General features: G+C 72.5%; 26 protein-coding genes. 16 read left to right on the plus strand and 10 right to left on the minus strand.

Annotated features, from left to right (window positions below; all coding sequences use genetic code 11):
- Both AB0N29_RS00720 and ilvA read left to right on the plus strand, forming a co-directional pair.
- Positions 1 to 1395: an AI-2E family transporter gene (locus AB0N29_RS00720; protein WP_302269921.1), complete on the plus strand. Its 1395-nt coding sequence runs from the start codon at positions 1 to 3 to the stop codon at positions 1393 to 1395.
- Positions 1392 to 2612: a threonine ammonia-lyase gene (gene ilvA, locus AB0N29_RS00725; protein WP_302269922.1), complete on the plus strand. Its 1221-nt coding sequence runs from the start codon at positions 1392 to 1394 to the stop codon at positions 2610 to 2612. The genes AB0N29_RS00720 and ilvA overlap by 4 nt, the downstream gene beginning before the upstream one ends.
- 251 nt (positions 2613 to 2863) lie before the next feature.
- On the opposite strand, the gene greA is transcribed toward ilvA, so the two are convergent.
- Both greA and AB0N29_RS00735 read right to left on the minus strand, forming a co-directional pair.
- A complete protein-coding gene (greA, locus tag AB0N29_RS00730) occupies positions 2864 to 3367 on the minus strand; it encodes a transcription elongation factor GreA (RefSeq protein ID WP_302269923.1) in 504 nt (167 codons plus the stop codon).
- Positions 3368 to 3574: 207 nt separating this feature from the next.
- Positions 3575 to 3979 (minus strand): DUF4307 domain-containing protein, encoded by a 405-nt coding sequence (locus tag AB0N29_RS00735; RefSeq protein WP_302269924.1) that lies wholly within the window; start codon positions 3977 to 3979, stop codon positions 3575 to 3577.
- A gap of 57 nt (positions 3980 to 4036) precedes the next feature.
- Between AB0N29_RS00735 and mca the strand changes: the two genes are divergently transcribed.
- The 5 genes from mca (at position 4037) to AB0N29_RS00760 (ending at position 8388) form a co-directional block, all read left to right on the plus strand.
- Positions 4037 to 4933 carry a mycothiol conjugate amidase Mca gene (mca, locus tag AB0N29_RS00740; protein WP_302269925.1) on the plus strand — a complete coding sequence of 299 codons (897 nt, stop codon included), beginning with the start codon at positions 4037 to 4039 and terminating at the stop codon, positions 4931 to 4933.
- Between the two features lie 13 nt (positions 4934 to 4946).
- On the plus strand, positions 4947 to 5261 hold the full coding sequence (locus AB0N29_RS00745) for a hypothetical protein (protein ID WP_302269926.1): 315 nt from the start codon (positions 4947 to 4949) through the stop codon (positions 5259 to 5261).
- 100 nt (positions 5262 to 5361) lie between these two features.
- Positions 5362 to 6249 (plus strand): endonuclease/exonuclease/phosphatase family protein, encoded by an 888-nt coding sequence (locus AB0N29_RS00750; protein ID WP_364863300.1) that lies wholly within the window; start codon positions 5362 to 5364, stop codon positions 6247 to 6249.
- Positions 6250 to 6329: 80 nt separating this feature from the next.
- Positions 6330 to 7238, plus strand: coding sequence for an endonuclease/exonuclease/phosphatase family protein (locus AB0N29_RS00755; RefSeq protein WP_364863302.1), 909 nt, complete (start codon positions 6330 to 6332; stop codon positions 7236 to 7238).
- 61 nt (positions 7239 to 7299) lie between these two features.
- Complete coding sequence (locus AB0N29_RS00760; RefSeq protein ID WP_364863304.1) at positions 7300 to 8388, plus strand: endonuclease/exonuclease/phosphatase family protein; 1089 nt, start codon at positions 7300 to 7302, stop codon at positions 8386 to 8388.
- Positions 8389 to 8403: 15 nt separating this feature from the next.
- On the opposite strand, the gene AB0N29_RS00765 is transcribed toward AB0N29_RS00760, so the two are convergent.
- Together AB0N29_RS00765 and AB0N29_RS00770 are read right to left on the minus strand one after the other, a co-directional pair.
- Positions 8404 to 9012: a class I SAM-dependent methyltransferase gene (locus AB0N29_RS00765; RefSeq protein WP_364863306.1), complete on the minus strand. Its 609-nt coding sequence runs from the start codon at positions 9010 to 9012 to the stop codon at positions 8404 to 8406.
- Between the two features lie 37 nt (positions 9013 to 9049).
- Positions 9050 to 9427, minus strand: a complete 378-nt coding sequence (locus tag AB0N29_RS00770; RefSeq protein WP_364863308.1) for a thioredoxin domain-containing protein — start codon at positions 9425 to 9427, stop codon at positions 9050 to 9052.
- A 273-nt stretch (positions 9428 to 9700) separates the two neighbouring features.
- On the opposite strand from AB0N29_RS00770, the gene AB0N29_RS00775 reads away from it, so the two are divergent.
- From AB0N29_RS00775 to AB0N29_RS00790, 4 genes are all read left to right on the plus strand, one after another.
- Entirely contained in the window at positions 9701 to 11080 is a 1380-nt protein-coding gene (locus AB0N29_RS00775) for an ABC transporter substrate-binding protein (RefSeq protein ID WP_364863310.1), read from the plus strand.
- A gap of 118 nt (positions 11081 to 11198) precedes the next feature.
- On the plus strand, positions 11199 to 12161 hold the full coding sequence (locus AB0N29_RS00780; RefSeq protein ID WP_302269935.1) for a sugar ABC transporter permease: 963 nt from the start codon (positions 11199 to 11201) through the stop codon (positions 12159 to 12161).
- Positions 12158 to 13096 carry a carbohydrate ABC transporter permease gene (locus AB0N29_RS00785; RefSeq protein WP_364863313.1) on the plus strand — a complete coding sequence of 313 codons (939 nt, stop codon included), beginning with the start codon at positions 12158 to 12160 and terminating at the stop codon, positions 13094 to 13096. The genes AB0N29_RS00780 and AB0N29_RS00785 overlap by 4 nt, the downstream gene beginning before the upstream one ends.
- A 22-nt stretch (positions 13097 to 13118) precedes the next feature.
- Positions 13119 to 14132, plus strand: coding sequence for a LacI family DNA-binding transcriptional regulator (locus AB0N29_RS00790; protein ID WP_302269937.1), 1014 nt, complete (start codon positions 13119 to 13121; stop codon positions 14130 to 14132).
- Between the two features lie 45 nt (positions 14133 to 14177).
- Here the strand turns inward: AB0N29_RS00790 and AB0N29_RS00795 are convergent, their stop codons facing one another.
- Positions 14178 to 14915 carry a hemolysin III family protein gene (locus AB0N29_RS00795; RefSeq protein WP_364863316.1) on the minus strand — a complete coding sequence of 246 codons (738 nt, stop codon included), beginning with the start codon at positions 14913 to 14915 and terminating at the stop codon, positions 14178 to 14180.
- A gap of 124 nt (positions 14916 to 15039) precedes the next feature.
- Between AB0N29_RS00795 and AB0N29_RS00800 the strand changes: the two genes are divergently transcribed.
- The 3 genes from AB0N29_RS00800 to AB0N29_RS00810 all read left to right on the plus strand — a co-directional run bounded on the left by AB0N29_RS00800 (position 15040) and on the right by AB0N29_RS00810 (position 18291).
- Positions 15040 to 15816 (plus strand): isoprenyl transferase, encoded by a 777-nt coding sequence (locus AB0N29_RS00800; RefSeq protein ID WP_302269940.1) that lies wholly within the window; start codon positions 15040 to 15042, stop codon positions 15814 to 15816.
- 277 nt (positions 15817 to 16093) lie between these two features.
- Positions 16094 to 17440, plus strand: a complete 1347-nt coding sequence (locus AB0N29_RS00805; RefSeq protein WP_302269941.1) for a PhoH family protein — start codon at positions 16094 to 16096, stop codon at positions 17438 to 17440.
- A gap of 161 nt (positions 17441 to 17601) precedes the next feature.
- Complete coding sequence (locus tag AB0N29_RS00810; protein WP_364863319.1) at positions 17602 to 18291, plus strand: lytic transglycosylase domain-containing protein; 690 nt, start codon at positions 17602 to 17604, stop codon at positions 18289 to 18291.
- 69 nt (positions 18292 to 18360) lie between these two features.
- On the opposite strand, the gene AB0N29_RS00815 is transcribed toward AB0N29_RS00810, so the two are convergent.
- Both AB0N29_RS00815 and AB0N29_RS00820 read right to left on the minus strand, forming a co-directional pair.
- A complete protein-coding gene (locus AB0N29_RS00815) occupies positions 18361 to 19758 on the minus strand; it encodes a class II fumarate hydratase (RefSeq protein WP_364863321.1) in 1398 nt (465 codons plus the stop codon).
- Positions 19755 to 20468 carry a hypothetical protein gene (locus AB0N29_RS00820; RefSeq protein WP_364863323.1) on the minus strand — a complete coding sequence of 238 codons (714 nt, stop codon included), beginning with the start codon at positions 20466 to 20468 and terminating at the stop codon, positions 19755 to 19757. Before AB0N29_RS00820 ends, AB0N29_RS00815 begins: the two co-directional genes overlap by 4 nt.
- A 60-nt stretch (positions 20469 to 20528) precedes the next feature.
- Between AB0N29_RS00820 and AB0N29_RS00825 the strand changes: the two genes are divergently transcribed.
- On the plus strand, positions 20529 to 20753 hold the full coding sequence (locus AB0N29_RS00825) for a hypothetical protein (RefSeq protein WP_302269947.1): 225 nt from the start codon (positions 20529 to 20531) through the stop codon (positions 20751 to 20753).
- Between the two features lie 51 nt (positions 20754 to 20804).
- Here AB0N29_RS00825 and AB0N29_RS00830 read toward each other — a convergent pair whose 3' ends face one another.
- Positions 20805 to 22493 carry a fumarate hydratase gene (locus tag AB0N29_RS00830; RefSeq protein ID WP_364863325.1) on the minus strand — a complete coding sequence of 563 codons (1689 nt, stop codon included), beginning with the start codon at positions 22491 to 22493 and terminating at the stop codon, positions 20805 to 20807.
- 64 nt (positions 22494 to 22557) lie between these two features.
- Between AB0N29_RS00830 and AB0N29_RS00835 the strand changes: the two genes are divergently transcribed.
- On the plus strand, positions 22558 to 23262 hold the full coding sequence (locus tag AB0N29_RS00835) for a DUF1707 domain-containing protein (RefSeq protein WP_364863327.1): 705 nt from the start codon (positions 22558 to 22560) through the stop codon (positions 23260 to 23262).
- A gap of 59 nt (positions 23263 to 23321) precedes the next feature.
- Here AB0N29_RS00835 and ugpC read toward each other — a convergent pair whose 3' ends face one another.
- Together ugpC and AB0N29_RS00845 are read right to left on the minus strand one after the other, a co-directional pair.
- Positions 23322 to 24569, minus strand: coding sequence for a sn-glycerol-3-phosphate ABC transporter ATP-binding protein UgpC (gene ugpC, locus AB0N29_RS00840; protein WP_364863329.1), 1248 nt, complete (start codon positions 24567 to 24569; stop codon positions 23322 to 23324).
- A gap of 6 nt (positions 24570 to 24575) precedes the next feature.
- The gene (locus tag AB0N29_RS00845; protein WP_364863331.1) at positions 24576 to 25409 is read right to left on the minus strand and encodes a carbohydrate ABC transporter permease; all 834 of its coding nucleotides are present in this window, start codon (positions 25407 to 25409) and stop codon (positions 24576 to 24578) included.
- Between the last annotated feature and the right edge of the window lie 2 nt (positions 25410 to 25411).

Here is a 25411-nt window from a genome sequence, read left to right on the forward strand (position 1 = left end):
GTGGACGAGCAGCCGGGCAAGGGCCCCGCAGAGAGCCCGGACAGCGGTCCGGCGGCAGGCCCGCCGGCGGGCACGGCGGGAGGCGGCGGCCGGGAGCGGGCCGAGCAGGAGCACCGCCGGCGCCTGGCGCTGCGGCTGCCGCGGATCGCCGACGACGACGACGGGCTCGCGCAGCGGCTCGCCCAGCAGTGGGCGCAGATGCGCGTGGACCGCCGCCCGGCGCCGGCGCCGATCCCGACCGGGCCGTCGAACTTCTCGCGGGCCCAAGTGCCCTGGGGCGTCGACCTCGCTGCGGCGTGGGCCTGGCGGCTGCTGGTCATCTGTGCGGCCAGCTACCTGCTGCTGCGGCTGGTCGGGTTCTTCTCGGTCATCAGCATCCCGCTCGCGGTGGCGCTGCTCGTCGCCGCGCTGGTCTCGCCGATCGTGGCGGGCCTGCACCGCCTCGGCCTGCCGCGGGGGCTGGCGTCGATCTCGGTGGTCATCGGCGGGCTCGGGCTGGTGGCGCTGCTGCTGACCTTCGCCGGGCAGCAGGTCGCCACGGGCGCGACCGACCTCGCCGACCAGACCGTCAAGGGGCTCGGCGAGATCAAGACCTGGCTCAAGGACGGGCCGCTCAACGCCAGCGACAGCCAGATCAACGACTACATCGACGCCACGCAGCAGGCGATCACCGAGGGCTCGCGCAACGGCGGGGTCGTCTCGCAGGTCAGCGAGGTCGGCTCGGCGGTCACCCACGTGTTCGCCGGTTTCTTCATCGTGCTGTTCGCGACGTACTTCTTCCTGGCCGACGGCGAGCGGATCTGGGCGTTCCTCGTCCGGATCGCGCCCCGCGCCGCCCGCGAGCACGTCGACAGCTCCGGCCGCGTCGCCTGGGTCTCGCTGACCCAGTTCGTGCGGGCGACGGTGATCGTCGCGCTCGTGGACGCCATCGGCATCGCGATCGTCGCCGCGGTGCTGGGCGTCCCGTTCGTGCTGGCGATCGGCGTGCTGGTCTTCCTCGGCTCGTTCGTCCCGATGATCGGTGCGACCATCGCCGGCTCGGTGGCGGTGCTGGTCGCGCTGGTCGACCAGGGACCCATCACCGCGCTGCTCATGCTCGCCGGCGTGATCGTGGTCCAGCAGGTCGAGGGACACGTGCTGCAGCCGTTCCTGCTCGGTCGCTGGGTCTCGGTCCACCCGCTGGCGGTCATCGTCGCCATCGCCTGCGGCGTCGTCGTCGCCGGCGTCGCCGGTGCCCTGGTCGCCGTGCCGCTCGCCGCCGCCGGCAACGCGGTGGTCGCCCACCTGGCCGCCAACACCGCGCCCGACGCGGATCCCGTCGAGGAGCTGCAGGAGGACTACGAGGAGACCGGCGCCCAGGTCGAGGTGCCGGAGGACCCGGAGAGCCCGCTGTGACCACCGGGCCCGTCTCCCTCGCCGAGATCGAGGCCGCCCGCGAGCTGCTCGAGGGCGTGGCCGTGCGCACGCCGATGGAGGAGTCGCGCTGGCTCTCCGACCTCGCCGGGGGACCGGTGCTGCTCAAGTGCGAGAACCTGCAGCGCACCGGGTCCTTCAAGGCCCGCGGCGCCTACGTCCGGATCGCGCGGCTCTCCGAGGAGGAGCGCGCCCGCGGCGTGGTCGCGGCCTCGGCCGGCAACCACGCCCAGGGCGTGGCGCTGGCCGCGCGGATGCTCGGCACCAAGGCCACCGTCTTCATGCCCGAGGGCGCCCCGATCAACAAGGAGAAGGCGACCCGCGGGTACGGCGCGGAAGTGGTGTTCGAGGGCCGCTTCCTCGAGGAGTCGCTGGTCGCGGCCCGCCGCTTCGAGGCCGAGACCGGTGCGGTGCTCATCCACCCCTTCGACCACGCCGACATCGTGGTCGGGCAGGCCACGGCCGGGCTCGAGGTCCTCGAGCAGGCGCCCGAGGTGCGGACCGTGCTGGTGCCGACCGGTGGCGGGGGACTGCTGGCCGGGATCGCGATGGCGGTCAAGGCGGCCCGGCCCGACGTCCGCGTCGTCGGCGTCCAGGCGGCCGGCGCCGCGGCGTACCCCGCCTCGCTGGAGCAGGGCCGGCCGGTCGCCCTGGAGACGATGAAGACGATGGCCGACGGCATCGCGGTCGGACTGCCCGGCGACCTCACCTTCGCCGCCGTCCGCGACCACGTCGACGAGATCCGGACGGTCTCGGAGGACTCGCTCTCGCGCGCCCTCCTCGCGCTGGTCGAGCGGGCCAAGATGGTCGTCGAGCCTGCCGGCGCCGCCGCCGTGGCGGCGCTGCTGGACGACCCGGCCGGCTTCCCGACACCCGCGGTCGCGGTGCTCTCCGGCGGCAACATCGACCCCCTGCTGCTGGGCAAGGTGATCCGGCACGGCATGGCCGCCGCCGGTCGGTACGTCAACCTGACGCTGACGATCCCCGACGTCCCCGGCGGCCTCGCCCAGCTCCTGGTCGAGGTCAGCGCCGCGGGGGCGAACGTCCTCGAGGTCGTGCACGAGCGGATCTCGCCCACCCTGCACCTCGACGAGGTCGAGGTGCACCTCCAGCTGGAGACCCGGGGCGCGCCGCACGCCGAGCGGGTCGTCGCCCGGCTCCGCGAGCGTGGCTACCGCGTCGCCGAGGGTCGCTCCTGAGCCGTCGCGGGACGCAACGCGCCGTTCGCTCATCCACCGCGTCGTCCGGTGGCCTCCCGCGCTGTTCGAGCGTGTACCGCGCCGTTCGAGCGTCCACCGCGCCGACCCGTCGGCGCGGTAGACCTCTGGACAGCGCGTTGCAAGCCGGCGCGGCGTCCGGCCGCAGCCAGCGACGCACCCAGGACGCAGCAGCGCCCCCGGCCGACCGGCCGGGGGCGCTGCTGGTGGGGCTCCTGCTGGGTGGAGGCGCGTCAGCCGGTGTACGGCGTGGCGTCGACGATGACGACCTCGAGGGTCTTGCCGTTCGGCGCCTCGTAGGCGACGGTGTCGCCCTTCTTCTTGCCGTTGATCGCCGAGCCGAGCGGCGACTGCGGGGAGTACACCGTGAGGCCTTCGGGCTCGATCTCGCGGGCACCGAGGAGGAACGTCTCGGTCTCGTCGTCGTCGTCGCCGACGAACTTGTAGGTCACGATCATGCCGGGCTCGACGATGCCGTCGTCGGGAGGCGTCTCGCCGATCTCGGCGCGGCGCAGCATGTCCTCGAGCTGCCGGATCCGGCCCTCGACGCGACCCTGCTCCTCACGGGCGGCGTGGTAGCCGCCGTTCTCCTTCAGATCGCCCTCGTCGCGGGCGGCGGCGATCCGCTCGATGACCTCCTGGCGGACGGGGCCCTTGAGGTTCTCGAGCTCGGCCGCGAGCTTGTCGTGGGCGTCCTGGGTCAGCCAGACGGTGCCCTGCTCGGTCGACTGGGTCATGGCAACTCCTGATGGTGCGAACGGGTGGGGCGGGGGGTGCCCGCCCTGCGTGCGTGGAACTGGTCCCGATCGGGTGCGCCGAGGGTGTGCTCGTACGCCGCGGCACTGGTGCTGACGCCGTGGGCCGGCGTCTCGGGCCCTCCTCTGGACGGCCCGGGCGGGACAGTCAGATCGGCCACTGTAACAAGCGGCCACCGGTTCCGCAGGTCAGCGATAGCGGGTCTGCCCGTCGGCCTTGCAGCCGAGCAGCTCCAGGGACGTCGCGCGGCGGTCGGTGCGCACCGACTGCTCCTGGCGCTGCCCCAGGGCCGGGTCGGGCCGGAACTCCAGCTCGCCCACCGTGGTGTGGTCCTCGGCGAAGGCGCGCAGCAGGCAGTCCGCCTCCACGCCGTCGTCGCGCAGGTCGACGACCACCACCGCGTCGACGGTGTGCTCGTCGACGACCTCGAACGTCTCCAGCTCCGAGGTGACCTCGGGGGTCGAGTGCGCCCACGCCGTCCAGGCCAGCCAGCCGAGGAAGAGGACCCCCAGGACCACCGCCGCGACCACCGACGCCCGACGTCGCCAGGGCGCCGGGGCGCCGTACCGCTCGGCCAGGACGTCGGTGCTCATGGCTCCCATGGTCCCACCCGTCCGGTGGCCGGGGGCGGGCGACCTAGGATCGGCCCCATGTCGCACCACGGGTCACCGCAGCCCCGGTCGGGTCTCCGGCTGATGCACGTCCACGCCCACCCCGACGACGAGTCGAGCAAGGGCGCCGCGTCCACGGCGATGTACGTCGCCCAGGGGGTCGACGTCCACGTCGTCACCTGCACCGGTGGCGAGCGCGGCTCGATCCTGAACCCGAAGATGGACCGGCCCGACATCGCGGCGAACATCACCGAGATCCGGCGCCAGGAGATGGAGCGGGCCCGCGACATCCTCGGCGTCACCCAGGACTGGCTCGGCTTCGTCGACTCCGGCTGGCCCGAGGGGGACCCGAAGCCGCCGCTGCCCGAGGGCTGCTTCGCGCTGGTGCCGCTGGAGGAGGCGGCCGCGCCGCTCGTGCGGCTGATCCGCGAGCTGCGCCCGCACGTCGTCACGACGTACGACGAGCGCGGGGGCTACCCCCACCCCGACCACATCAAGTGCCACGAGGTGACCGTCGCGGCGTTCGAGGCGGCCGGCGACCCCGAGCGGTACCCCGACCTCGGTGAGCCGTGGCAGCCGCTCAAGCTCTACTACCACCACGGCTTCAACCGCCCCAAGACCCAGGCGATCCACGACGCGATGCTGGCCCACGGGCTGGAGTCGCCGTACGTCGAGCGGCTCGCGGACTGGAAGCCCGAGCCCGACTGGGACGCCCGGATCACCACCCGGGTGCCCTGCGCGGAGTACTTCGGCGTCCGCGACCAGGCCCTCCTCGCCCACGCCACCCAGATCGACCCCGACGGCATGTGGTTCGCGGTGCCGCGGGAGATCCAGGAGGAGGTGTGGCCGACCGAGGACTTCGAGCTCGTCGTGAGCCACGTCCCCTCCGAGGTCCCCGAGAGCGACCTCTTCGCCGGCATCACCGACCCCGCCTGAGAGGATGGGCACCATGGCCCTCGACCTCGTCCCGCTCCTCACCGACGCGCTCGTCCGTGCCGCGGAGCAGGCGCCGGAGCCCGAGGACGTCAAGGCCGGCTGGCTGGCCTTCGGCATCTTCATCGCGCTCGCGGTCGCGGTCGGCCTGCTCGGGTGGAGCCTGACCCACCGGCTGCGCAACGCCCAGTCCTCCGAGGACGCCGGCCGGTACGACCCCTCGGACCGCCGCCCGCGCTCGGAGGAGCCGCAGGCGCGTGCCGAGGAGATGCGGCGGGAGTCGCCCGGCGCGCCGGAGTCGCCCGGGTCACCCGGCCCCTCCACCGACTGAGAGGGCGCGGATGGCCCGCACGGGCCATTCCTCCGCGCGGACGGCTGCATCTGGGTCCGGACCCTTCGGTCGGGGCACCCGTCCTGCCTAGGGTCGCGCAGTGCCCTCCTCCAGCCCCGCGCCCGGACGACGCGTCCGCGCCCTCGTCGCCTGCTGCGTGACCGCCCTCGTGGCGGCCGTCCTGGCGACCGGACCGGTCGCCGCGCCGCTGCTGTCCCCGGCGGGTGCGGAGCCCGCCCGCCCGATCAGCCCGACCTTCGACATCGGCACCTTCAACCAGCTCGGCAGCCAGCACACCGCCGGCAAGGGCGGCTGGGGGCCCGGGCGGATGCGCGCGCGGGTCACCGCCGGCCTGGTGCAGCGCAAGGGCCTCGACGTCGTGGGCTTCCAGGAGGTCCAGGCCGACCAGCTGCAGGTGCTGCAGCGCCGGCTCGACGGGTACGCCGTGTGGCCGGGCACGTCGCTCGGCGGCGGCGGCCTCCGGCTCCAGATCGCGTGGAAGTCCTGGATGTTCCGCCTGCTCGACCACGGCAGCGTCACCACGGCGTTCGACCGGCAGCGGCGACCGGTCCCGTGGGTGCTGCTGGAGCACCGCGGCACCGGCCGCAAGCTCTACGTCGTCGACGTGCACAACAGCCCCCGCGGCCTGGAGGCCGAGCGCGACTCGGCCACCCGCAAGGTGGTCCGGCTCGTGCGCGAGCTGCGCGCCACGGGTCGGGCAGTCTTCGTCGTGGGCGACATGAACGAGCACGAGGAGGTCTTCTGCTCGCTGGTCGGCCGGACCGACCTCGTCGCCGCGAACGGAGGGTCGGCCGCCTCCCCACGCGAGTGCAGCCCGCCGCCGGGCCGCCTGCTCATCGACTGGATCTTCGGCGGTGGTCCGATGAGGTTCTCCGGCTACGGCGTCCTGGAGGGGTCCTCGGTGCGGGTGGCCAGCGACCACGCCCTGGTCCGGGCGTCGGTCACCATGCGGGCGCGTCGCCGCTGACGCGACGGCCCGGTCCGCGGGCGGTGCCGCGAAGGTAAGGCGACTTGCTGGTCTGGACCAGTCCTGACTACCGTCCCCGGATGCCCCGAGTCACGACCGCACCATCCGTCACCCACGCCCAGGGCCCCCAGCGACCGGCCCGCACCCACACGGTCACCGTCACCCTCGCGCTCGTGGTGGCCCTCGCCGCCAGCCTCCTGGTGGGCGCGCCCGCGCGCGCTGCCGTGGAGTCGGCGCGCAAGCCGACCGGCTTCGGCTTCAAGATCGGCACCTTCAACGTGCTCGGCAGCCAGCACACGCGTGGCCGCGGCGGCTTCGCGCCCGGCACCCAGCGCGCCCGGTGGACCGCCGGCTCGATCCAGAAGCGCGGGATCGACGTCATCGGCCTGCAGGAGGTGCAGAAGGACCAGCTGCGTGTGCTGCGCAACCGGCTGCCCGGCTACCGGATCTGGCCCGGCACCAGCCTGGGCAACCAGGGCGTGCGGCTGCAGATCGCCTTCCGCAAGCGGCAGTTCGAGATGGTCGGCCACGGCTCCGTGGTGACCCGCTTCGACCGCCAGCGGCGCCCGATCCCGTGGGTGCGCCTGCGGGACCGGCGCACCGACCGCCGCTTCTTCGTCATCGACGTGCACAACTCGCCCAGGGGCATGGAGGGCGAGCGCGACTCCGCCACCGCCAAGCAGGTCCGGCTCGTCCAGCGGCTGCGGAGGAAGGGCAACCCGGTGTTCCTGACCGCCGACGCCAACGAGAAGCGCGAGTTCTACTGCAAGCTCACCGCCCGCACCGACCTGCGCGCCGCGAACGGGGGCAACCCCGGCGCCCGTGGCTGCAAGCCGCCGAAGCGACGCCTGCGCATCGACTGGGTCCTCGGCGGCCGCCGGGTGAAGTTCAGCCACTACCAGGAGGACCGCGGCCCCCGCGTCCGGAAGTCGAGCGACCACGAGCTCATCCACGCCCGGGTGCGCGTGCGCCCGGCGCGCGGGCGCTGACCCGCGGGACCAGCTCGCGCAGGAAGGACACGGAGACGTGCAGGACCGGTACCCTGCTGCGGTGCGTCGCCGTCCCACCGTCCCTGTCGTCCTCGTGGTGGCCGCGATCCTCACCGGGCTGGCGGTCGCCGCCGGCCTGACCCTCGCCCCGCGCGAGGTGCGCGTGCCGATCGCGGTCGGCACGCCGGCAGAGGTGAGCGGAGCCCGCGTGGTCGCCCGTGCCGACCAGGTCTCGCGGTCCGCGGGCCGCGCCGCCGAGGCCTCCCGTGGTCGCGTCGCAGCGGTCTCCGGCCTCGTCGCGCCGGCCGCCCCGCCGTACCGCCTCGAGGAGGCCGGCGCCCCGCTGCGCCGCCTGCCGAAGGTCTCGGTGCGGTCGGCCGCCGGCCTGGTGGACGCGGTGGAGTCCGGGGCCACCGCCGTGACCGGGCAGGCGAGCGGTGCGCCGTTCACGTTCGACATCGGCACGCTCAACGTCCAGGGCAGCCAGCACCGCGCCAATGGCACCGGACGCGCCGCGATGCACGCGACGACGATCCTCGGCCGCGGGGTCGACCTCGTGGGGCTGCAGGAGGTCCAGGACGACCAGCTCGCGGTCCTGCAGGGCCGCCTGCCGGGCTGGACGATCTGGCCGGGCCAGGCGCTGGGGAACCAGGGCGTCCGGCTCCAGATCGGCTGGCGCAACGACCTCTTCACGCTCGTCGACAGCGGCTCCATCACGACCACGTTCGACCACCAGCAGCGCCCGATCCCGTACGTGCTGCTGCGCGACCTGGCGACCGGTGGCGAGTTCTGGGTGATCGACGTCCACAACTCCCCGCGCGACCAGGAGGCCGACCGCGACAGCGCCACGGCCGCCGAGATCGCGCTGGTCCAGCGGCTGCGCGCCAGCGGCCACCCGGTGCTGCTGATGGGTGACACCAACGAGCACACCGAGTTCGGCTGCCGCGTCGCCGCGGCGACGGGCATGGTCGGCTCGAACGGCGCGACGCCGTCGTCCTGCGTGGGTGCCGGGCCCGTGAAGATCGACAAGATCATGGGCGTCGGGGGAGTGTCCTTCAGCGGTCACGTCGTCGACTACGGCGCTCCGGTGCGGTCCGCGACCGACCACGCGTTCATCCACGCGACGGTGACGATCAGCCCGCTGGGCTAGGCCCCGGCGGCGCGCTCACGCGCGCCGGACCTGGACGACGCAGTCCCACGCCGTCCGCTCGGCCTCCCCGCCGTGGCCGGGCTCGACGGTGCGCGCGGCGCGCTCGGCCCGCACCACCTCGTGCGGCCGGTCGGCGAGGTCGCCGAGGACGTCCTCGGCGGTCATCAGCACCGCGGGGTCGCGGGGACCGCCGGTGCCCTCGGCGAGGTTGCTGCTGTCGTGCGCGACGAGCAGGAGCGTGCCACCCGGCACCAGTGCGTCGTACGCCGTCGCGACGGCGGCGCGGCGCTCGACGGCGGGCAGCTGCAGGTAGGCCACCACCACCAGGTCGTACGCCGTGCCGGCCGGCGGGCGCCAGGTGGTCGCGTCGGCCAGCACCCACCCCACGGCCGGGTCGCCGGCGAGCCGGCGGCCCTTGTCCAGCGCGACCGGGGAGAAGTCGAGCGCGGTCACCGACCAGCCGCGGTGAGCCAGCCAGAGGGCGTTGCGTCCCTCGCCGGCCGCCAGGTCGAGCGCGCGGCCCGGCGGCAGGTCGGCGCAGGCCTCGGCGACGAACACGTTCGGCCCGGCGGACCAGACGAGCTCGCTGGCGGCGTACCGCTCGTCCCAGTCCTCGGCGTCCACCGCCCGATCCAAGCACGCCGGGTCGCCGCGCGCCGGGTCAGGCGCCGGCGGCGTCCTGGCCGGCCGCGGCCGCCTGGCGACGCACGTCGTCCATGTCGAGCTCGCGCACCGCGCCGATGAGCTGCTCGAGGCCCTGCGGCGGGAGCGCACCGGGCTGGGCGAACACGAGGATCCCCTCGCGGAACGCCATCAGCGTCGGGATCGAGGTGATCCGGGCCGCTGCGGCGAGCTCCTGCTGGGCCTCGGTGTCGACCGAGCCGAAGGTGATGTCGGTGTGCTGCTCGGAGGCCGCCTCGTAGGTCGGCGCGAACTGGCGGCACGGGCCGCACCAGCTCGCCCAGAAGTCGACGAGGAGGATGTCGCTCCCCGCGACGTTCTGCTCGAAGTTCGCAGCGGTCAGCTCGATGGTCGCCATGCCTCAACGGTACGACGCGCGGGGTGACGGCCGGACCGGGCCGACGACCACCTGCCGACTCCTCCGAGCAGCGACTCGGCACGGCGCTGGTCCAGACCAGTGGAAGCGTTTCCACCCAGGGGACCGTGAGGCGACGGTCGTGTTACAGAATCGTGACGCGACGCCCCGCCGGTGACCTTGACCACAGGGTGCGCAAGCGCTTGCATCTGTTGCGGCACGGTCGCCGCGAGTCCGACGCAGGCGACCGACCACGGGACAAGATAGGGAGAACGCATGCGTTCACTGAAGAGATCCGGCCTCGCAGGCGCGGCCGTCCTGCTCGCCGCCAGCGCGGTGCTCGCAGGGTGCGCCGACGACAGCGAAGGCGGCGGCGGCAGCGCCGGCGGCACCTCGCCCGGGGAGGGCAAGGCCGAGTGCGAGGGCCTGACGGAGTTCGGCGACCTGAGCGGTCGCGACGTCACGGTCTACACCTCGATCGTCGCCCCCGAGGACCAGCCGCACATCGACTCCTGGAAGGTCTTCGAGGACTGCACCGGGGCCGACGTCAAGTACGAGGGCTCCAAGGAGTTCGAGGCGCAGCTGCAGGTGCGCGTGCAGGCCGGCAACCCGCCGGACATCGCCTACGTCCCGCAGCCGGGCCTGCTGAAGAACCTGGTCAGCACCGGCAAGGTCGTCGAGGCGCCCGAGGGCACCGAGGCGAACGTCGACGAGTTCTTCGGCGAGGACTGGAAGGGCTACGGCAGCGTCGACGGCAAGTTCTACGCGGCTCCGCTGGGCGCCAACGTCAAGTCGTTCGTCTGGTACTCCCCGTCGATGTTCGAGGAGAACGGCTGGGAGATCCCCGAGACCTGGGACGACATGATCGCCCTGTCCGACCAGATCGCCCAGGACGGCAAGATCAAGCCCTGGTGCGCCGGCATCGAGTCCGGCGAGGCGACCGGCTGGCCGGCCACCGACTGGCTCGAGGACGTCCTGCTGCGCACCGGCGGCCCGGACGTCTACGACCAGTGGGTCAACCACGAGATCCCCTTCAACGACCCCGCGGTCGTCGAGGGCCTCGACACCGTCGGCGCGATCCTCAAGAACGAGGAGTACGTCAACGGCGGCATCGGCGACGTGAAGTCGATCGCGACGACCCCCTTCCAGGAGGGCGGCCTGCCGATCCTCGACGGCGAGTGCGCCATGCACCGGATGGCGAGCTTCTACGCCGCCAACTGGCCCGAGGGCACCAAGATCGCCGAGGACGGCGACGTCTTCGCCTTCTACCTCCCGGCGATCGGTGAGGACTTCGGCAGCCCGGTCCTCGGCGGCGGCGAGTTCGTCGCGGCGTTCTCCGACGAGCCGGAGGTCCAGGCCTTCCAGACCTACCTGTCCAGCGACGTGTGGGCCAACGAGAAGGCCAAGGCCACCCCGGGCGGCGGCTGGGTCAGCGCCAACACCGGCCTGGAGATCTCCAACCTCTCCAGCCCGATCGACCAGCTGTCGGCGGAGATCTTCCAGGACCCCGACGCGGTCTTCCGCTTCGACGGCTCCGACCAGATGCCCGGTGCCGTCGGCGCCGGCTCCTTCTGGACCGAGATGACGGCCTGGATCGCGCAGGACCAGAGCACCGAGGACTCCCTCACCAAGATCGAGGAGTCCTGGGAGGAGTGACTGAGGACCCTCCCGGCCGGTCGTGACGACCGGCCGGGAGGGCCTGTGTCGTCCTGCCCCCGTCGTACGACCCGGCCGGTGAGCGTCCGCGCCCGGCCCGAGCCCTCCGGAGTGCCCCATGTCAACCGGTGAGAAGTTCACCCAGATGGTGATCGCGGTCGCGGTGTTCTTCGCCGTGGTCGGGCTGATCCTGCTGCTGACCCAACGTCTCCGGTCGCGCCGCGGCGAGCTGGTGCAGTCGGCCGCCTTCGTGCTGCCGGCGGTCCTGCTGATCGCCCTCGGCCTGCTCTACCCGGCCATCACCAGCATCTACCAGTCGTTCCTCGACAACACCGGCGACGAGGTCGTCGGGCTCGAGAACTACCAGACGATCTTCACCGACTCCGACCAGGTGCGCGTGCTGCTCAACACCGCCGCCTGGGTGATCCTGGTGCCGGTCGTCTCCACCCTCGTCGGCCTGGTGTACGCCGTGCTGGTCGACCGCTCCCGGTTCGAGAAGTTCGCCAAGGCGCTGATCTTCCTGCCGATGGCCATCTCGCTGGTCGGCGCGTCGATCATCTGGAAGTTCGTCTATGACTACCGCGACAGCAGCCGCGGCCAGATCGGCCTGGCCAACCAGCTGCTCAACTGGGTCGGCATCGACTCCTACCGGTTCCTGCTCACCGAGCCCTGGAACACCGTCTTCCTGATCGTCATCCTGATCTGGGTCCAGGCCGGCTTCGCGATGACGATCCTCTCGGCCTCCATCAAGGCGATCCCCGAGGACATCATCGAGGCGGCCCGGCTCGACGGCGTGGGCGGCATGAAGATGTTCCGCCACATCACCGTGCCGAGCATCCGGCCCTCGCTCATCGTCGTGCTCACCACGATCAGCATCACCACGCTCAAGGCCTTCGACATCGTCCGCACGACGACCGGTGGCAACTACGACACCAGCGTGCTGGCCTACCAGTTCTACGTGGAGTACTTCCGCTCCTACGACCAGGGCACGGCCACCGCGATCGCCGTCCTGATCTTCGTGCTCGTCATGCCGATCGTGATCTACAACGTCCGTCAGATGCGCAAGCTGGAGGCACGATGACCGTCATCCCCGAGGAGAAGGGCGTCGAGGCGATCGTCGCCCAGGAGTCCGTGGCCTCGAGCGCCAAGCGGGGCCTGAGCTCGCCGTGGGCGTCCCTGGCGGCCGTGGTCATCGCGGTCGTGTGGACCATCCCGACCTTCGGCCTGCTGGTCACCTCCTTCCGGCCCGAGAAGGAGATCACCAGCAGCGGCTGGTGGACGTCGCTGTGGAACTGGGGGTTCACCCTCGACAACTACGACGAGGTGCTCAACGGCTCCACGACCAACCTCGCGACGTACTTCATCAACTCGATCGTCATCACCATCCCCTCGGTGCTGATCCCGATCAGCATCGCGACGATGGCGGCCTACGCCTTCGCGTGGATGAAGTTCCCCGGCCGCGACTTCCTGTTCGTGGCGATCTTCGCGCTGCAGATCGTGCCGATCCAGGTCACGATGATCCCGCTGCTCAAGCTCTACGTGCAGCCGCCGTTCAACCTGCAGCCGCTCGCGGGCTCCGACGCGCCGGGCGGCGGGCTCTACACGATCTGGCTCTCGCACTCGATCTTCGCGCTGCCGCTGGCGATCTACCTGCTGCACAACTTCATGAACCAGATCCCCGGCGAGCTCATCGAGTCCGCCCGGGTCGACGGCGCGGGGCACGTGCAGATCTTCACCAAGATCATGCTGCCGCTCATGGCGCCCGCGATCGCGGCGTTCGGCATCTTCCAGTTCCTGTGGGTCTGGAACGACCTGCTCGTCGCGCTGGTCTTCGGCAGCAACCCGGAGATCGCCCCGCTGACGGTGCGGCTCGCGGAGCTCTCGGGCACGCGCGGGCAGGACTGGTACCTGCTGTCCGCGGGCGCGTTCGTGTCGCTGATCGTCCCGCTCGTGGTGTTCCTGGCCCTGCAGCGCTACTTCGTCCGCGGCCTGCTCGCGGGAAGCGTCAAGGGGTGACCGGCCCGCGGGTGGGGGCCCGATGACCAGCATCGACGACCTCGCCCGCGAGGTCGGCGTCTCGACCGCGACGGTCTCCCGCGCGCTGCGCGGGCTCCCGCGGGTCTCCGAGGAGACCCGGCAGCGGGTCGTCGACGCGGCCGTCCGGCTCGGCTACGTGCCCAGCGCGAGCGCGCGGGGGCTGGCGACCGGCCGCACCCGCACGGTCGCGGTGGTGGTGCCGTTCGTGACGCGGTGGTTCTTCGGCACCGTCGTGCACGGCGCCGAGCAGGTGCTGCGCGAGCGCGGCTACGACCTGCTGCTCTACAACCTCGCCGGCGACACCCACGCCCGTGACCGGGTCTTCGGCCGCGGCCTGCTCACCAAGCGGGCCGACGCCATGCTGGTGCTCGGCCTGACGCCGACCGCCCAGGAGGTGCGCCAGCTCGAGCGGGCGGGCCGGCCGGTCGCGCTGGTGGGCTCCTCGGTCGAGGGCTGGCCGAGCGTGCGCATCGACGACCACGCGGCCGCGCGCACCGCCGTGGAGCACCTGGTCGCGCTGGGTCACCGCAGGATCGGGTACGTCGGCGGCCTGGGCGACGACCTGCCGTTCGACCTGGCCGTGCCGACGGCCCGCCGCCGCGGCTACCGAGCGGCGCTCGCGGACGCCGGCATCGCGGCGGACCCGGCGCTCGAGGCCGAGGGGCTGTTCACCATGGACGGCGGCCTGTCCGCCGGCCGACGGCTGCTGGCCTCCGAGCGGCCGCCGACGGCCGTCCTGGCGGCCTCGGACGAGATGGCCATCGGGGTGCTGCGCGCGGCCCGGGAGACCGGCTGCAGCGTGCCGGGGGACCTGTCGGTCATCGGCATCGACGACCACGAGGCGGCGTCGTTCTTCGACCTCGCCACGATCCGGCAGCCGGTCGACCAGCAGGGCCGCACCGCGGCCCGGCAGGTGCTCGCCCGGCTCGGCGAGGTGACCGAGGAGGTCCCCGACGACGTCGTGCTCCCGACCGAGCTGGTGCTGCGCGCGACGACCGGGCCGCCGCTCGGCTGACCGGCCGGCCGGACCTCGACGGACCCCGACGGACCTCCGACGGGGTCAGCGCAGGGAGTACGTCGCGAGCGAGACGCCCACGTAGTGCGCGGCGAAGGCCAGGATCGTGAAGGTGTGGAACACCTCGTGGAAGCCGAACCAGCGCGGCCACGGGTTGGGCCGCTTGAAGCCGTACACGACGCCGCCGAGGGTGTAGAGCATCCCGCCGGCCACGATCATCACGAACACCGCGACGCCGATGCCGACTCCCAGGTCGAGCGCGCCGTCGAGCAGGCTCGGGATGAAGAACACCGCCGCCCACCCCAGGGCGATGTAGATGGGGACGTAGAGCCAGCGGGGGGCATCGGTCCAGAACACGCGGAAGCCCACGCCCAGCAGCGCTCCGGTCCACACCGCGGTGAGCAGCGCGGTCCGCTCGAGGCCGTCGAGCAGCATCAGCGCGAACGGCGTGTAGGAGCCGGCGATGAGCAGGAAGATGTTCGAGTGGTCGAAGCGGCGGAGGAACGCCCACGTCCGCGGTGACCAGGTCCCGGTGTGGTAGATCGCGGAGACCGTGAAGAGCAGCAGGGCGGTCGCGGTGAAGACCGCCGATCCGATGCGCGTGGTCGCGTCGGGCGAGAGGGCCACCAGCACGATGCCCGCCGCCAGGGTCATCGGCGCACTGGCCAGGTGCAGCCAGCCCCGCAACTTCGGCTTGATCTCGGCGATCGTGTCGTGGATCGACTCGCCGAGGTGCTCGAGTCGGTGCTCCAGTCCTGCGCGCACGTCGTTGCTCCGGCTCATGCCACGAAGTTACCGGCCGGCGGGAGTGACCCGGTCGGGTGCCGGGTGTGACGGTCGACGTCACCTGCGGACGGGACCGTCCGGAGGGTCCGGGGGACCGGCCCGGCGGCGTACCCTGCTGCCCGTGGCGGACTGGAAGCGGGGCGTGCGACGGGTGCTCTACCCGGCCTACGAGGCCCGGATGCTGCGCCGCCTGCCGACCGAGCAGCTGCCCAAGCACGTCGGGGTGATGCTCGACGGGAACCGCCGGTGGGCGCGCGCCGTCGGGCGCGAGACCGCGCACGGCCACCGCGCCGGCGCGGCGAACATCGAGCCGCTGCTCGGCTGGTGCGACGAGGTGGGCATCGAGGTCGTCACCCTCTGGCTGCTCTCGACCGACAACCTGAACCGGCCGGCCGCCGAGCTCGCCCCGCTGCTGGAGATCATCGAGGACGCCGTCGACAGCCTCGCCGCCCAGCAGCGCTGGCGCCTGCACCCCGTCGGGGCCCTCGACCTGCTGCCGGCCCGGACCGCCGAGCGGCTCAAGGCCGCCGCCGAGGCGACCCGCGAGGTCGACGGGATGCTCGTCAACGTGGCCGTGGGGTACGGCGGGCGCCGCGAGATCGCCGATGCGGTCCGCTCCCTGCTGCAGGAGCACGCCGAGCGCGGCACCACCCTCGAGGAGCTGGCCGGCCAGATCGACGTCGAGCACATCGCCGACCACCTCTACACCAAGGGCCAGCCCGACCCCGACCTGGTCATCCGCACCTCCGGCGAGCAGCGCCTGGGCGGCTTCCTGCTCTGGCAGAGCGCGAAGTCGGAGTTCTACTTCTGCGAGGCCTACTGGCCCGACTTCCGCCGGGTCGACTTCCTGCGCGCGATCCGCGCCTACGCCCAGCGGGAGCGCCGGTTCGGGTCCTGAGCCCGTCACACGTTGTTCACCGACGTTCACCCCTGCGGACGGGCGTGTCGCCGCCGGCGGTCCCTCGGCGGGCGTACGTTCGGCAGCAGTGGCCGGTGGGGAAGCCGGCCGCGTCGGGAGGTCCGCTCGTGAGCGATCACGACCGCAGTGCACAGCAGGTCGGGTCCTGCTGCGCGCGAGGGGGCCGGCACTCCGGCCTGCGGGCCCGGTCCCGGTCCAACCGCGTGAGCTAGGACCGGGGCGTCGAGTGCGCGTGCCGGTCCGTGAGGGGTGCACCGTGCCGACGACGACGGCCAAGAAGTCCCGGACCACCGCAGCCAGGGGGTCCACCACCCGTACCTACGTGCTCGACACCAGCGTCCTGCTCGCCGACCCGGGCGCGATCCGCCGGTTCGCCGAGCACGAGGTCGTGCTGCCGGTGGTCGTGATCACCGAGCTGGAGGGCAAGCGGCACCACCCGGAGCTGGGCTTCTTCGCCCGCAGCGCGCTCCGGATGCTCGACGAGCTGCGGATCACCCACGGTCGGCTCGACGAGCCGGTGCCGGTGGGGGAGGAGGGCGGTACGGTCCGGGTCGAGCTGAACCACACCGACCCGCAGTCGCTGCCGTCGGGCTTCCGGCTCGGCGACAACGACACGCGGATCCTCGCCGTGGCCAAGAACCTCGCCGACGAGGGCCACACGGTCACCCTGGTCTCCAAGGACCTCCCGCTGCGGATCAAGGCCTCGGCGGTCGGCCTCGACGCCGAGGAGTACCGCGCGGAGGCGGTCAGCGACTCCGACACCGGCTACTCCGGGATGGCGGAGCTCGAGGTGGCGGCCACCGAGCTCGACGAGCTGTACGACGACGGCGTGCTCGACCTCGAGGTCGCCCGCGACCTGCCCTGCCACCAGGGCCTCGTGCTGCTCTCCGACCGGGGCACCGCGCTGGGCCGGGTGGGTCCGGACAAGCGGATCCACCTGGTGCGCGGGGACCGCGAGGCGTTCGGCGTCCACGGCCGCTCCGCGGAGCAGCGGATCGCCCTGGAGATGCTGCTCGACCCCGAGGTCGGCATCGTCTCCCTCGGCGGCCGGGCCGGCACGGGCAAGTCGGCGATGGCGCTGTGCGCCGGCCTGGAGGCGGTGCTCGAGCGGGGCCAGCACCAGAAGGTCGTCGTGTTCCGGCCGCTGTTCGCCGTCGGCGGGCAGGAGCTCGGCTACCTCCCGGGCTCGGAGGCGGAGAAGATGGGGCCGTGGGCCCAGGCGGTCTTCGACACCCTCGGGGCGGTGACCAGCCGCGAGGTGATCGAGGAGGTGCTCGCCCGCGGGATGCTCGAGGTGCTGCCGCTCACCCACATCCGGGGCCGGTCGCTGCACGACGCCTTCGTCATCGTCGACGAGGCGCAGTCCCTGGAGCGCAACGTCCTGCTGACCGTGCTGTCCCGGATCGGTGCGAACTCCAAGGTCGTGCTCACCCACGACGTCGCCCAGCGCGACAACCTGCGGGTGGGCCGCCACGACGGCGTCGTCGCGGTGATCGAGAAGCTCAAGGGGCACCCGCTGTTCGCCCACGTCACGCTGACCCGGTCCGAGCGCTCGCCGATCGCGGCGCTCGTCACCGAGATGCTGGAGAACGTGACGCTGTAGACACCGGTCTGGACCGTTGGGGCCGGCGGGGCGGATGTGGCGCGTGTGCCACCTGTCCCGCCGGATCCCGACGGGGCCCGGCGAGCCGCTTTTGCGGCCGCCGGGGGAGGTCGTGCATGGTGTCCCGGTCCCCCGGCCTCTACCCCGTGGATACCTCCCCTGTGACCAAGCACGTGAAGCACGTCCCGAAGCACCGTCGCGCACCCGAGCCCCGCCTCACCCGCGCGCCCCGTCAGGCACTGCGCACCACGGCCGTCCTCTCCGGCGTCGCGGTCGCGACCACCGGCGCCGCCGTCGCCGGCGGGGTCGTCAACGGCCCCACGCCGGTCAGCGCCGCCGCGGGCGACATCGCCGCGACCGCCGACGCCCGGCTGAGCGCCACGGGCACGGACGCCGACCCGGGCACCACGGAGGCGGCCGGCTCCGCGCTCGCCTTCGAGCGGTCGGGCGCGGCGACGCGCTCCTCCGACCGCCGGCAGGGCGCGGTCCCGGCCAAGCAGGTCTCGCTCGGTGAGGGAGCGACCCAGGCGATGACCCGGACCGAGGACCTCTCCGACGCCGACCCCCGCGACATCGCGCGGGCGATGCTGGGCGAGTTCGGCTTCTCCTCCGACCAGTTCTCCTGCCTGGACTCGCTGTGGGTCAGCGAGAGCGACTGGCGCATCGACGCCGACAACCCCTCGTCCTCGGCGTACGGCATCCCGCAGGCGCTCACCCAGCTCCACGAGCTCCCGGCCGACTACATGACGTCGGCCGAGACACAGATCCGCTGGGGCCTGGACTACATCCGCGACTCCTACGGCTCGCCCTGCAACGCCTGGTCGTTCAAGCAGGGCAACAACTGGTACTGAGCCCACCGGCCTCGTGCTGCCCATCGCGCGCCCTGGCGCGCGCTGGGCAGCACGAGGCGGGCGGCGGCCTCACGGGTGGGTCATCGACTCCACGTCGAGCGCCTCGTCGAGCTGGGCCTCGGTGAGCTCGCCCCGCTCGAGGTAACCCATCCGCACCACGGTCTCGCGGATCGTGGCGCCGTCGGCGAGCGCCTGCTTGGCCACCTTCGCGGCGTTCTCGTAGCCGATGTGCTTGTTCAGCGGCGTGACCACCGACGGCGAGGACTCGGCGTACTGCCGCATCCGCTCGGCGTCGGCGGTGATCCCGTCGACGCACCGCTGCGCGAGCACCGTCGAGGACGTCGCCAGGAGCCGCACCGACTCCAGGACGTTGCGCGCCATCACCGGCATCGCGACGTTGAGCTCGAAGCTGCCGCTCGCGCCGGCGAAGCCTACGGCCGCGTCGTTGCCGACGACCTGGGCGCACACCATGAGCGTGGCCTCGGGCAGGACCGGGTTCACCTTGCCGGGCATGATGCTCGACCCCGGCTGCAGGTCGGGCAGGTGGATCTCGGCCAGTCCGGTCGTCGGTCCCGAGGACATCCAGCGCAGGTCGTTGCAGATCTTGGTCAGGCCGACCGCGATCGTCCGCAGGACGCCCGACAGCTCGACGAGCGAGTCGCGCGTGCCCTGGGCCTCGAAGTGGTTGCGCGCCTCGGTGAACGGCTGGCCGGTCCGCTCGCCGAGCACCTCGATCACCCGCGCGGCGAAGCCGGGAGGGGTGTTGATGCCGGTGCCGACCGCGGTGCCGCCCAGCGGCAGCTCGCGGACGCGGGGGAGGACCGACTCGAGCCGCTCCGCGGCGTACCGCACGGTGGCGGCGTAGCCGGAGAACTCCTGCCCGAGCATGACCGGGGTCGCGTCCATCAGGTGGGTGCGGCCGGACTTCACGAGGCCGGCGAACTCCTCGGCCTTGCCCTCCAGGCTGGTGGCCAGCACGTCGAGGGCGGGGAGGAGCTGGTCGGTGACCGCGAGCGCGGCGGCGACGTGGATCGCGGTCGGGAAGGTGTCGTTGCTGGACTGGCTGGCGTTGACGTGGTCGTTGGGGTGCACGTCGGTGCCGGCCCGGGCGGCCAGCGAGGCGATGACCTCGTTGGCGTTCATGTTCGAGCTGGTGCCCGAGCCGGTCTGGAAGACGTCGACGGGGAACTCGCCGTCGTGACGGCCCTCGGCCACCTCGCCGGCGGCGGCGACGATCGCGTCGGCCTTGTCCTGGTCGAGCACCCCGAGCTCGCCGTTCGTGGTCGCGGCGGCCCCCTTGACCAGGCCGATCGCGTGCACCAGCGCCGGCTCGATGGGCGTGCCGGAGATCGGGAAGTTCTCCACGGCGCGCTGGGTCTGGGCCCGCCAGAGGGCCTCGCGGGGCACCTGGACCTCGCCCATGCTGTCGTGCTCGGTGCGGTACCCGGTCTGGTTCTCGTCGCTCACGCGGGGCCCGGTACCCGACCGACGTAGAGCCAATAGCGCTCGTCGCGGTCCTGCAGCCGCACGTCGTGCGGGCGGCCCTCGGCTCCGCCGAACGCCGTGCGCAGCGCCGCCTCGAGGTCAGCGGCCTCGGCCGCCGACCAGACCACGAGCGCACCCCCGGGCCGCAGCACCTCGCGGACGGTGCGGAGGAAGGGCTCCCGGTAGAGCGCGGCGTTCGCGTCGTGGACGAGGTAGCCGGGGCCGTTGTCGACGTCCAGCAGCACCAGGTCGTACGTCGCCGGGCGGGCCTCGGCGAGCGCGACGGCGACGTCGGCGACGACGACGTGCACCCGCTCGTCGGCGAGCAGGGCCGGTCCGTGGGGGATCGTCCCGTCGCGCATCCAGCCGACCAGCGCCTCCTCGATCTCGACGACCGCGCAGCGCTCGACCCGGGAGTCGGCCAGCACCTCGTGCATGGTGAACCCGAGCCCGAGGCCGCCCACCACGACCGCCCGCGGGTCCTCCACCAGCGCCAGGGCGGCGGTCGCGAGCGCCCGCTCGGTGCTGGTCTCGAGGGTGTCCATCACGAAGACGCCGTTCGCCCGCAGCTCCAGCGACGTCGGACCGGTCCCGCCGCGCCGCTCGCGCAGCACCAGCTCGCCGCGCTCGGACTCCGCGCGGGCCACCTCCACGTGCTCGGGCTCCGTCGGCCCGGGGCTGCTGGTGTCCACGAGAGGCATCGTGGCACTCCGCACGGGCTAGGCCCGCTCGGGCCCGGGTACCGGGACCCCATGAGCGACGACAAGCCGACCAGCGTGCAGACCGAGGTCGACGGCGGGCAGGTCTCCGAGGCCGCCTCGATGGACCCCGCCGCGCAGGACCAGCCGATCTCCGACGACCAGGGCGTCGCCGGCAACCCCGACCAGCCCGTCGGCCGGGACGGCGAGGGCGTCGAGGCGGGCCCCAACGCCAAGCCGCGCGCCAACGTGGAGTCCGCCCGCGACTCGACGGAGTGACGGTCGCCGTGCGGCGTCCCCGACCGCTCGGGGACGCCGCACGGCCGCCGACTACTGGGCCGAGCGCACCCGCAGGCCGGTGATCGGGACGGTCGTGGTGCCGGAAGGGTCGGTGAAGAAGTCGTTGCCCTGGTCGTCGACGACGATGAACGCGGGGAAGTCCTCGACCTCGATCCGCCAGACGGCCTCCATGCCCAGCTCGGGGTACTCGATGACCTCCTGGGACCTGATGCAGTCCTGGGCGAGGCGGGCGGCAGGGCCGCCGATCGAGCCGAGGTAGAAGCCCCCGTGCGCGTGGCAGGCCTCGGTGACCGCCTTGGAGCGGTTGCCCTTGGCGAGCATCACCATCGAGCCGCCGGCGGCCTGGAACTGCTCGACGTAGGAGTCCATGCGACCGGCCGTGGTCGGGCCGAAGGACCCTGACGCCATGCCCTCGGGGGTCTTGGCCGGGCCGGCGTAGTACACCGGGTGGTCCTTGAGGTACTGCGGCATCTCCTCGCCGGCGTCGAGGCGCTCCTTGATCTTGGCGTGCGCGATGTCCCGCGCCACGACCAGCGGACCGGTGAGGGACAGCCGCGTCTTGACCGGGTGCCGACGCAGCTCGGCGAGGATCTGGTCCATCGGCAGGGTGAGGTCGATCGGCACGACCTCGCCGCCGGCGATGTCCTCGGCGACCCCGGCGTCGGGCATGTACTGCGCGGGGTCGGTCTCGAGCTGCTCGAGGAAGACGCCGTCGGGGGTGATCTTGCCCAGCGCCTGCCGGTCCGCCGAGCAGGAGACGGCGATCGCGACGGGGCAGGACGCGCCGTGGCGGGGGAGCCGGACGACGCGGACGTCGTGGCAGAAGTACTTGCCGCCGAACTGCGCGCCGATCCCGAAGGACTGGGTCAGCTCGAAGACCTGCTGCTCCAGCTCGAGGTCGCGGAAGCCGTGGGCACTCACCGAGCCCTCGGTCGGGAGGTCGTCGAGGTAGTGCGCGGAGGCGTACTTGGCGGTCTTGAGCGCGTACTCCGCGCTGGTGCCGCCGATCACGACCGCCAGGTGGTACGGCGGGCAGGCGGCCGTGCCGAGCGAGCGGATCTTCTCGTCGAGGAACTGCAGCATCCGCTGCGGGTTGAGGACCGCCTTGGTCTCCTGGAACAGGAACGACTTGTTGGCCGACCCGCCGCCCTTGGCCATGAACAGGAACTTGTACTCCGGCTTCCCGCTCGTCTGCGGGGTGGAGTAGATCTCGACCTGCGCCGGCAGGTTCGAGCCGGTGTTCTTCTCCTCGTACGTCGTGAGCGGCGCGAGCTGGGAGTAGCGCAGGTTCAGCTGCGTGTAGGCGTCGTACACGCCCTGGCTGACCGCCTCGCCGTCGTCGATGCCGGTGAGGACGCCCTCGGACTTCTTGCCCATGACGATGGCGGTGCCGGTGTCCTGGCACATCGGCAGCACGCCGCCGGCGGAGATGTTGACGTTCTTGAGCAGGTCGAGCGCGACGAAGCGGTCGTTGCCCGAGGCCTCGGGGTCGTCGATGATCCGCCGCAGCTGCGCGAGGTGCGCCGGCCGCAGGTAGTGGCTGATGTCGTGCATCGCCTCGCGGGTCAGCAGCCGGATCGCCTCGGGGGAGACCTTGAGGAACGTCTGCCCGTCGGCCTCGAAGGTGGAGACGCCCTCGGTGGTCAGCAGCCGGTACGGCGTGCGGTCCGGGCCGAGGGGCAGCAGGTCGGAGTAGCGGAACTCGGGAGCGCTCGACACAGGTCGGCAGGGTACGCCGCTCCGGGCGGGCGCGGAGCACCGGCCGGCGCTCTAGGCTGGGCCCATGGACGGCACCCCGGAGCAGCGTCCCGCCTCGGGCCGGGAGCCCGTGACCGACCCCTCGCAGCTGCGCGTCTCCGACGCCGACCGGCACCGCACCGCGGAGGTCCTGCGCGAGGCGGCGGGCGAGGGCCGGCTCGACATGGACGAGCTCGGCGAGCGGCTGGAGGCGGCGTACGCCGCCAAGACCTACGCCGACCTCGCCCCGCTCGTCATGGACCTGCCCGGTGGCGACCCCGCCACCCCGGCCGTCCGGCACGCGGTGCGGCCGCCCGCGGCGCCGGGCCCGCCCGGCGTCCCGGTGGCCGGTCAGCGGTTCGACACCTCGGTGGCGATCATGGGCGGGTGCGACCGCAAGGGCGTCTGGCAGGTCGGGCCGACGCACCAGGCCTACGCCGTCATGGGCGGGGTCCTCATCGACCTGCGTGAGGCGGTGTTCACCAGCCGGGAGACCGTGATCACCTGCGGCGCGTTCTGGTCGGGCATCGACATCGTCGTCAACGAGCGCACCCAGGTCGTCGTCGAGGGCATCGGCATCATGGGCGCCTTCGAGCAGGCCCGCGACAAGGTCGAGGCCCGCCTCGACGCCGACTCGCCGGTGGTCCGGGTCAAGGGGGTCGCGCTGATGGCCGGCGTCACCGTCACCCGGAAGGGCCCGCCTAAGCCGCGGCGCCGCCTCGGTGGCGGCGGGCACCCACGGCTGCACTGACCAGGCTGACCAGCGGCTTACCCAGCGGCGGACCAGCGGCGGACCAGCGGCCGGGTGGGTCAGTGCGCGGTGGCGTCCTCCGCGGCGTGCTCCGCGGCCTGCGCCGCCGCGGGGTCCTCCTTCGCCGGCACCCGGCCGGCCCGCTCCAGGTCGATGGTGAGGTTGTCGCCGGTCTCGGGGTCGAAGAGGTGCATCTGGCGTGAGTCGACCCAGATCTCGGCCTCGTCGCCCTCGCTGATCCGGCTGGCGCCGTCGAGGGAGACGACGAGCTGGCTGCGCATCGTGTCGCCGTCGAGGTCGCGCTCGAGCTGGGTCAGCTGCTCCCGCACGGCACCCTCGGCCTCGAAGGGGATGTAGGCGTAGGCCTCGTTGCCCAGCCACTCCACGACGTCGATGGTGGTGGTGAAGGTGGAGCCACGGCCGCGCCGCGCGTCGTCGACCACCGAGGCGTCCTCGAAGTGCTCGGGGCGGATGCCGGCGATGAGCAGCTTGCCCTCGGGCACGAGGGCGGCCTTCTCCCGCGGCAGCTCGACGGTCCCGATCGGCAGCTCCACGGAGGTGCCGCGGACCGTGGCGGGCAGGAAGTTCATCGGCGGGGAGCCGATGAACCCGGCCACGAAGAGGTTGGCGGGGTTCGTGTAGAGCTCGCGCGGCGACGCCAGCTGCTGCAGCACGCCCCGCTTGAGCACCGCGACCCGGTCGCCGAGGGTCATCGCCTCGGTCTGGTCGTGGGTGACGTAGACGGTGGTGATGCCCAGCCGCTTCTGCAGGCGGGAGATCTCGGTGCGCATCTGCCCGCGGAGCTTGGCGTCGAGGTTCGACAGCGGCTCGTCGAAGAGGAACGCGTCGGCGTCGCGCACGATCGCCCGGCCCATCGCGACGCGCTGGCGCTGACCGCCGGACAGGTTGCCCGGCTTGCGCTCGAGGTGCTCGTCGAGCTCCAGCGTCCGGGACGCCTCACGGACCTTCTGGTCGACCTCGTCGTTCGAGGCGCCGGCCAGCCGCAGCGGGAAGGCGATGTTCTCGTAGACCGTCAGGTGGGGGTAGAGCGCGTAGTTCTGGAACACCATCGCCAGGTTCCGGTCGCGCGGGGCCAGGTCGTTGACCCGGCGGTCCCCGATCATCATGTCGCCGTCGGTGATGTCCTCGAGCCCGACGATCATCCGCAGCAGCGTCGACTTCCCGCAGCCGGACGGGCCGACGAGGATCATGAACTCCCCGTCCTGCACGTCGATCGAGACGTCGTTGACGGCCGGGAACCCGTCGCCGTACTTCTTCACGATGTGCTTCATGGTGATGGCAGCCATGGCGGGTCAACCCTTCACTGCGCCGGAGGTGAGGCCGGCGACGATCTTGCGCTGGAACAGCAGGACGATGACGACGATCGGGATGGTGGCGACGACGGCGCCGGCCGCGAGGAGCGACGCCGGACGGCTGAACGGGTCCGGGCCCACGAAGAAGGACAGGGCCGCCGGGATGGGGCGGGCGGTCTCGGTCGAGGTGAGCGAGATGCCGAAGACGAAGTCGTTCCAGGCGAAGAAGAACGTCAGGATCGCCGCGGTGAACACGCCCGGTGCGGCGAGCGGCACGATCACCTTCCGGAACGCCTGCCAGGAGGTCGCGCCGTCGACCTGGGCGGCCTGCTCCATCTCCCACGGGATCTCCCGGAAGAACGCCGAGAGGGTCCAGATCGCCAGCGGCAGCGTGAAGGACATGTAGGGGATGATCAGCCCCGGCCACGTGTCGTAGATCCCGAGCGTGCGCCACATGTCGAACAGCGGCCCCACGAGCGAGACCACCGGGAACATCGCGATCACCAGGGCCGTGGTGAGCACGAACTTCTTGCCCCGGAACTCCAGGCGCGCGATGGCGTACGCCGCGAGCGTCGCGATGACCACCGAGAGCAGGGTGGCGATCAGCGAGATCCCGATCGAGTTGAGGATCGCCCGCCGGAACTGCTCGTCCTGCAGGACGTCGCTGTAGTTCTGCCAGCCCGCGCCGCCCCCGGCCTGGGGGAGGAAGCCCTCGCTGCCGTTGGTGATCGCGGTCTGGGACTTGAAGGACAGCGAGATGATCCACGCCACCGGCAGCAGGCACCAGAGCAGGATCAGGACGAGCCCGATCGTGAGGCCGACCTTCTGCTTCATGG

Source organism: Nocardioides sp. NPDC092400 (assembly GCF_040684155.1).
GTDB lineage: Bacteria > Actinomycetota > Actinomycetes > Propionibacteriales > Nocardioidaceae > Nocardioides.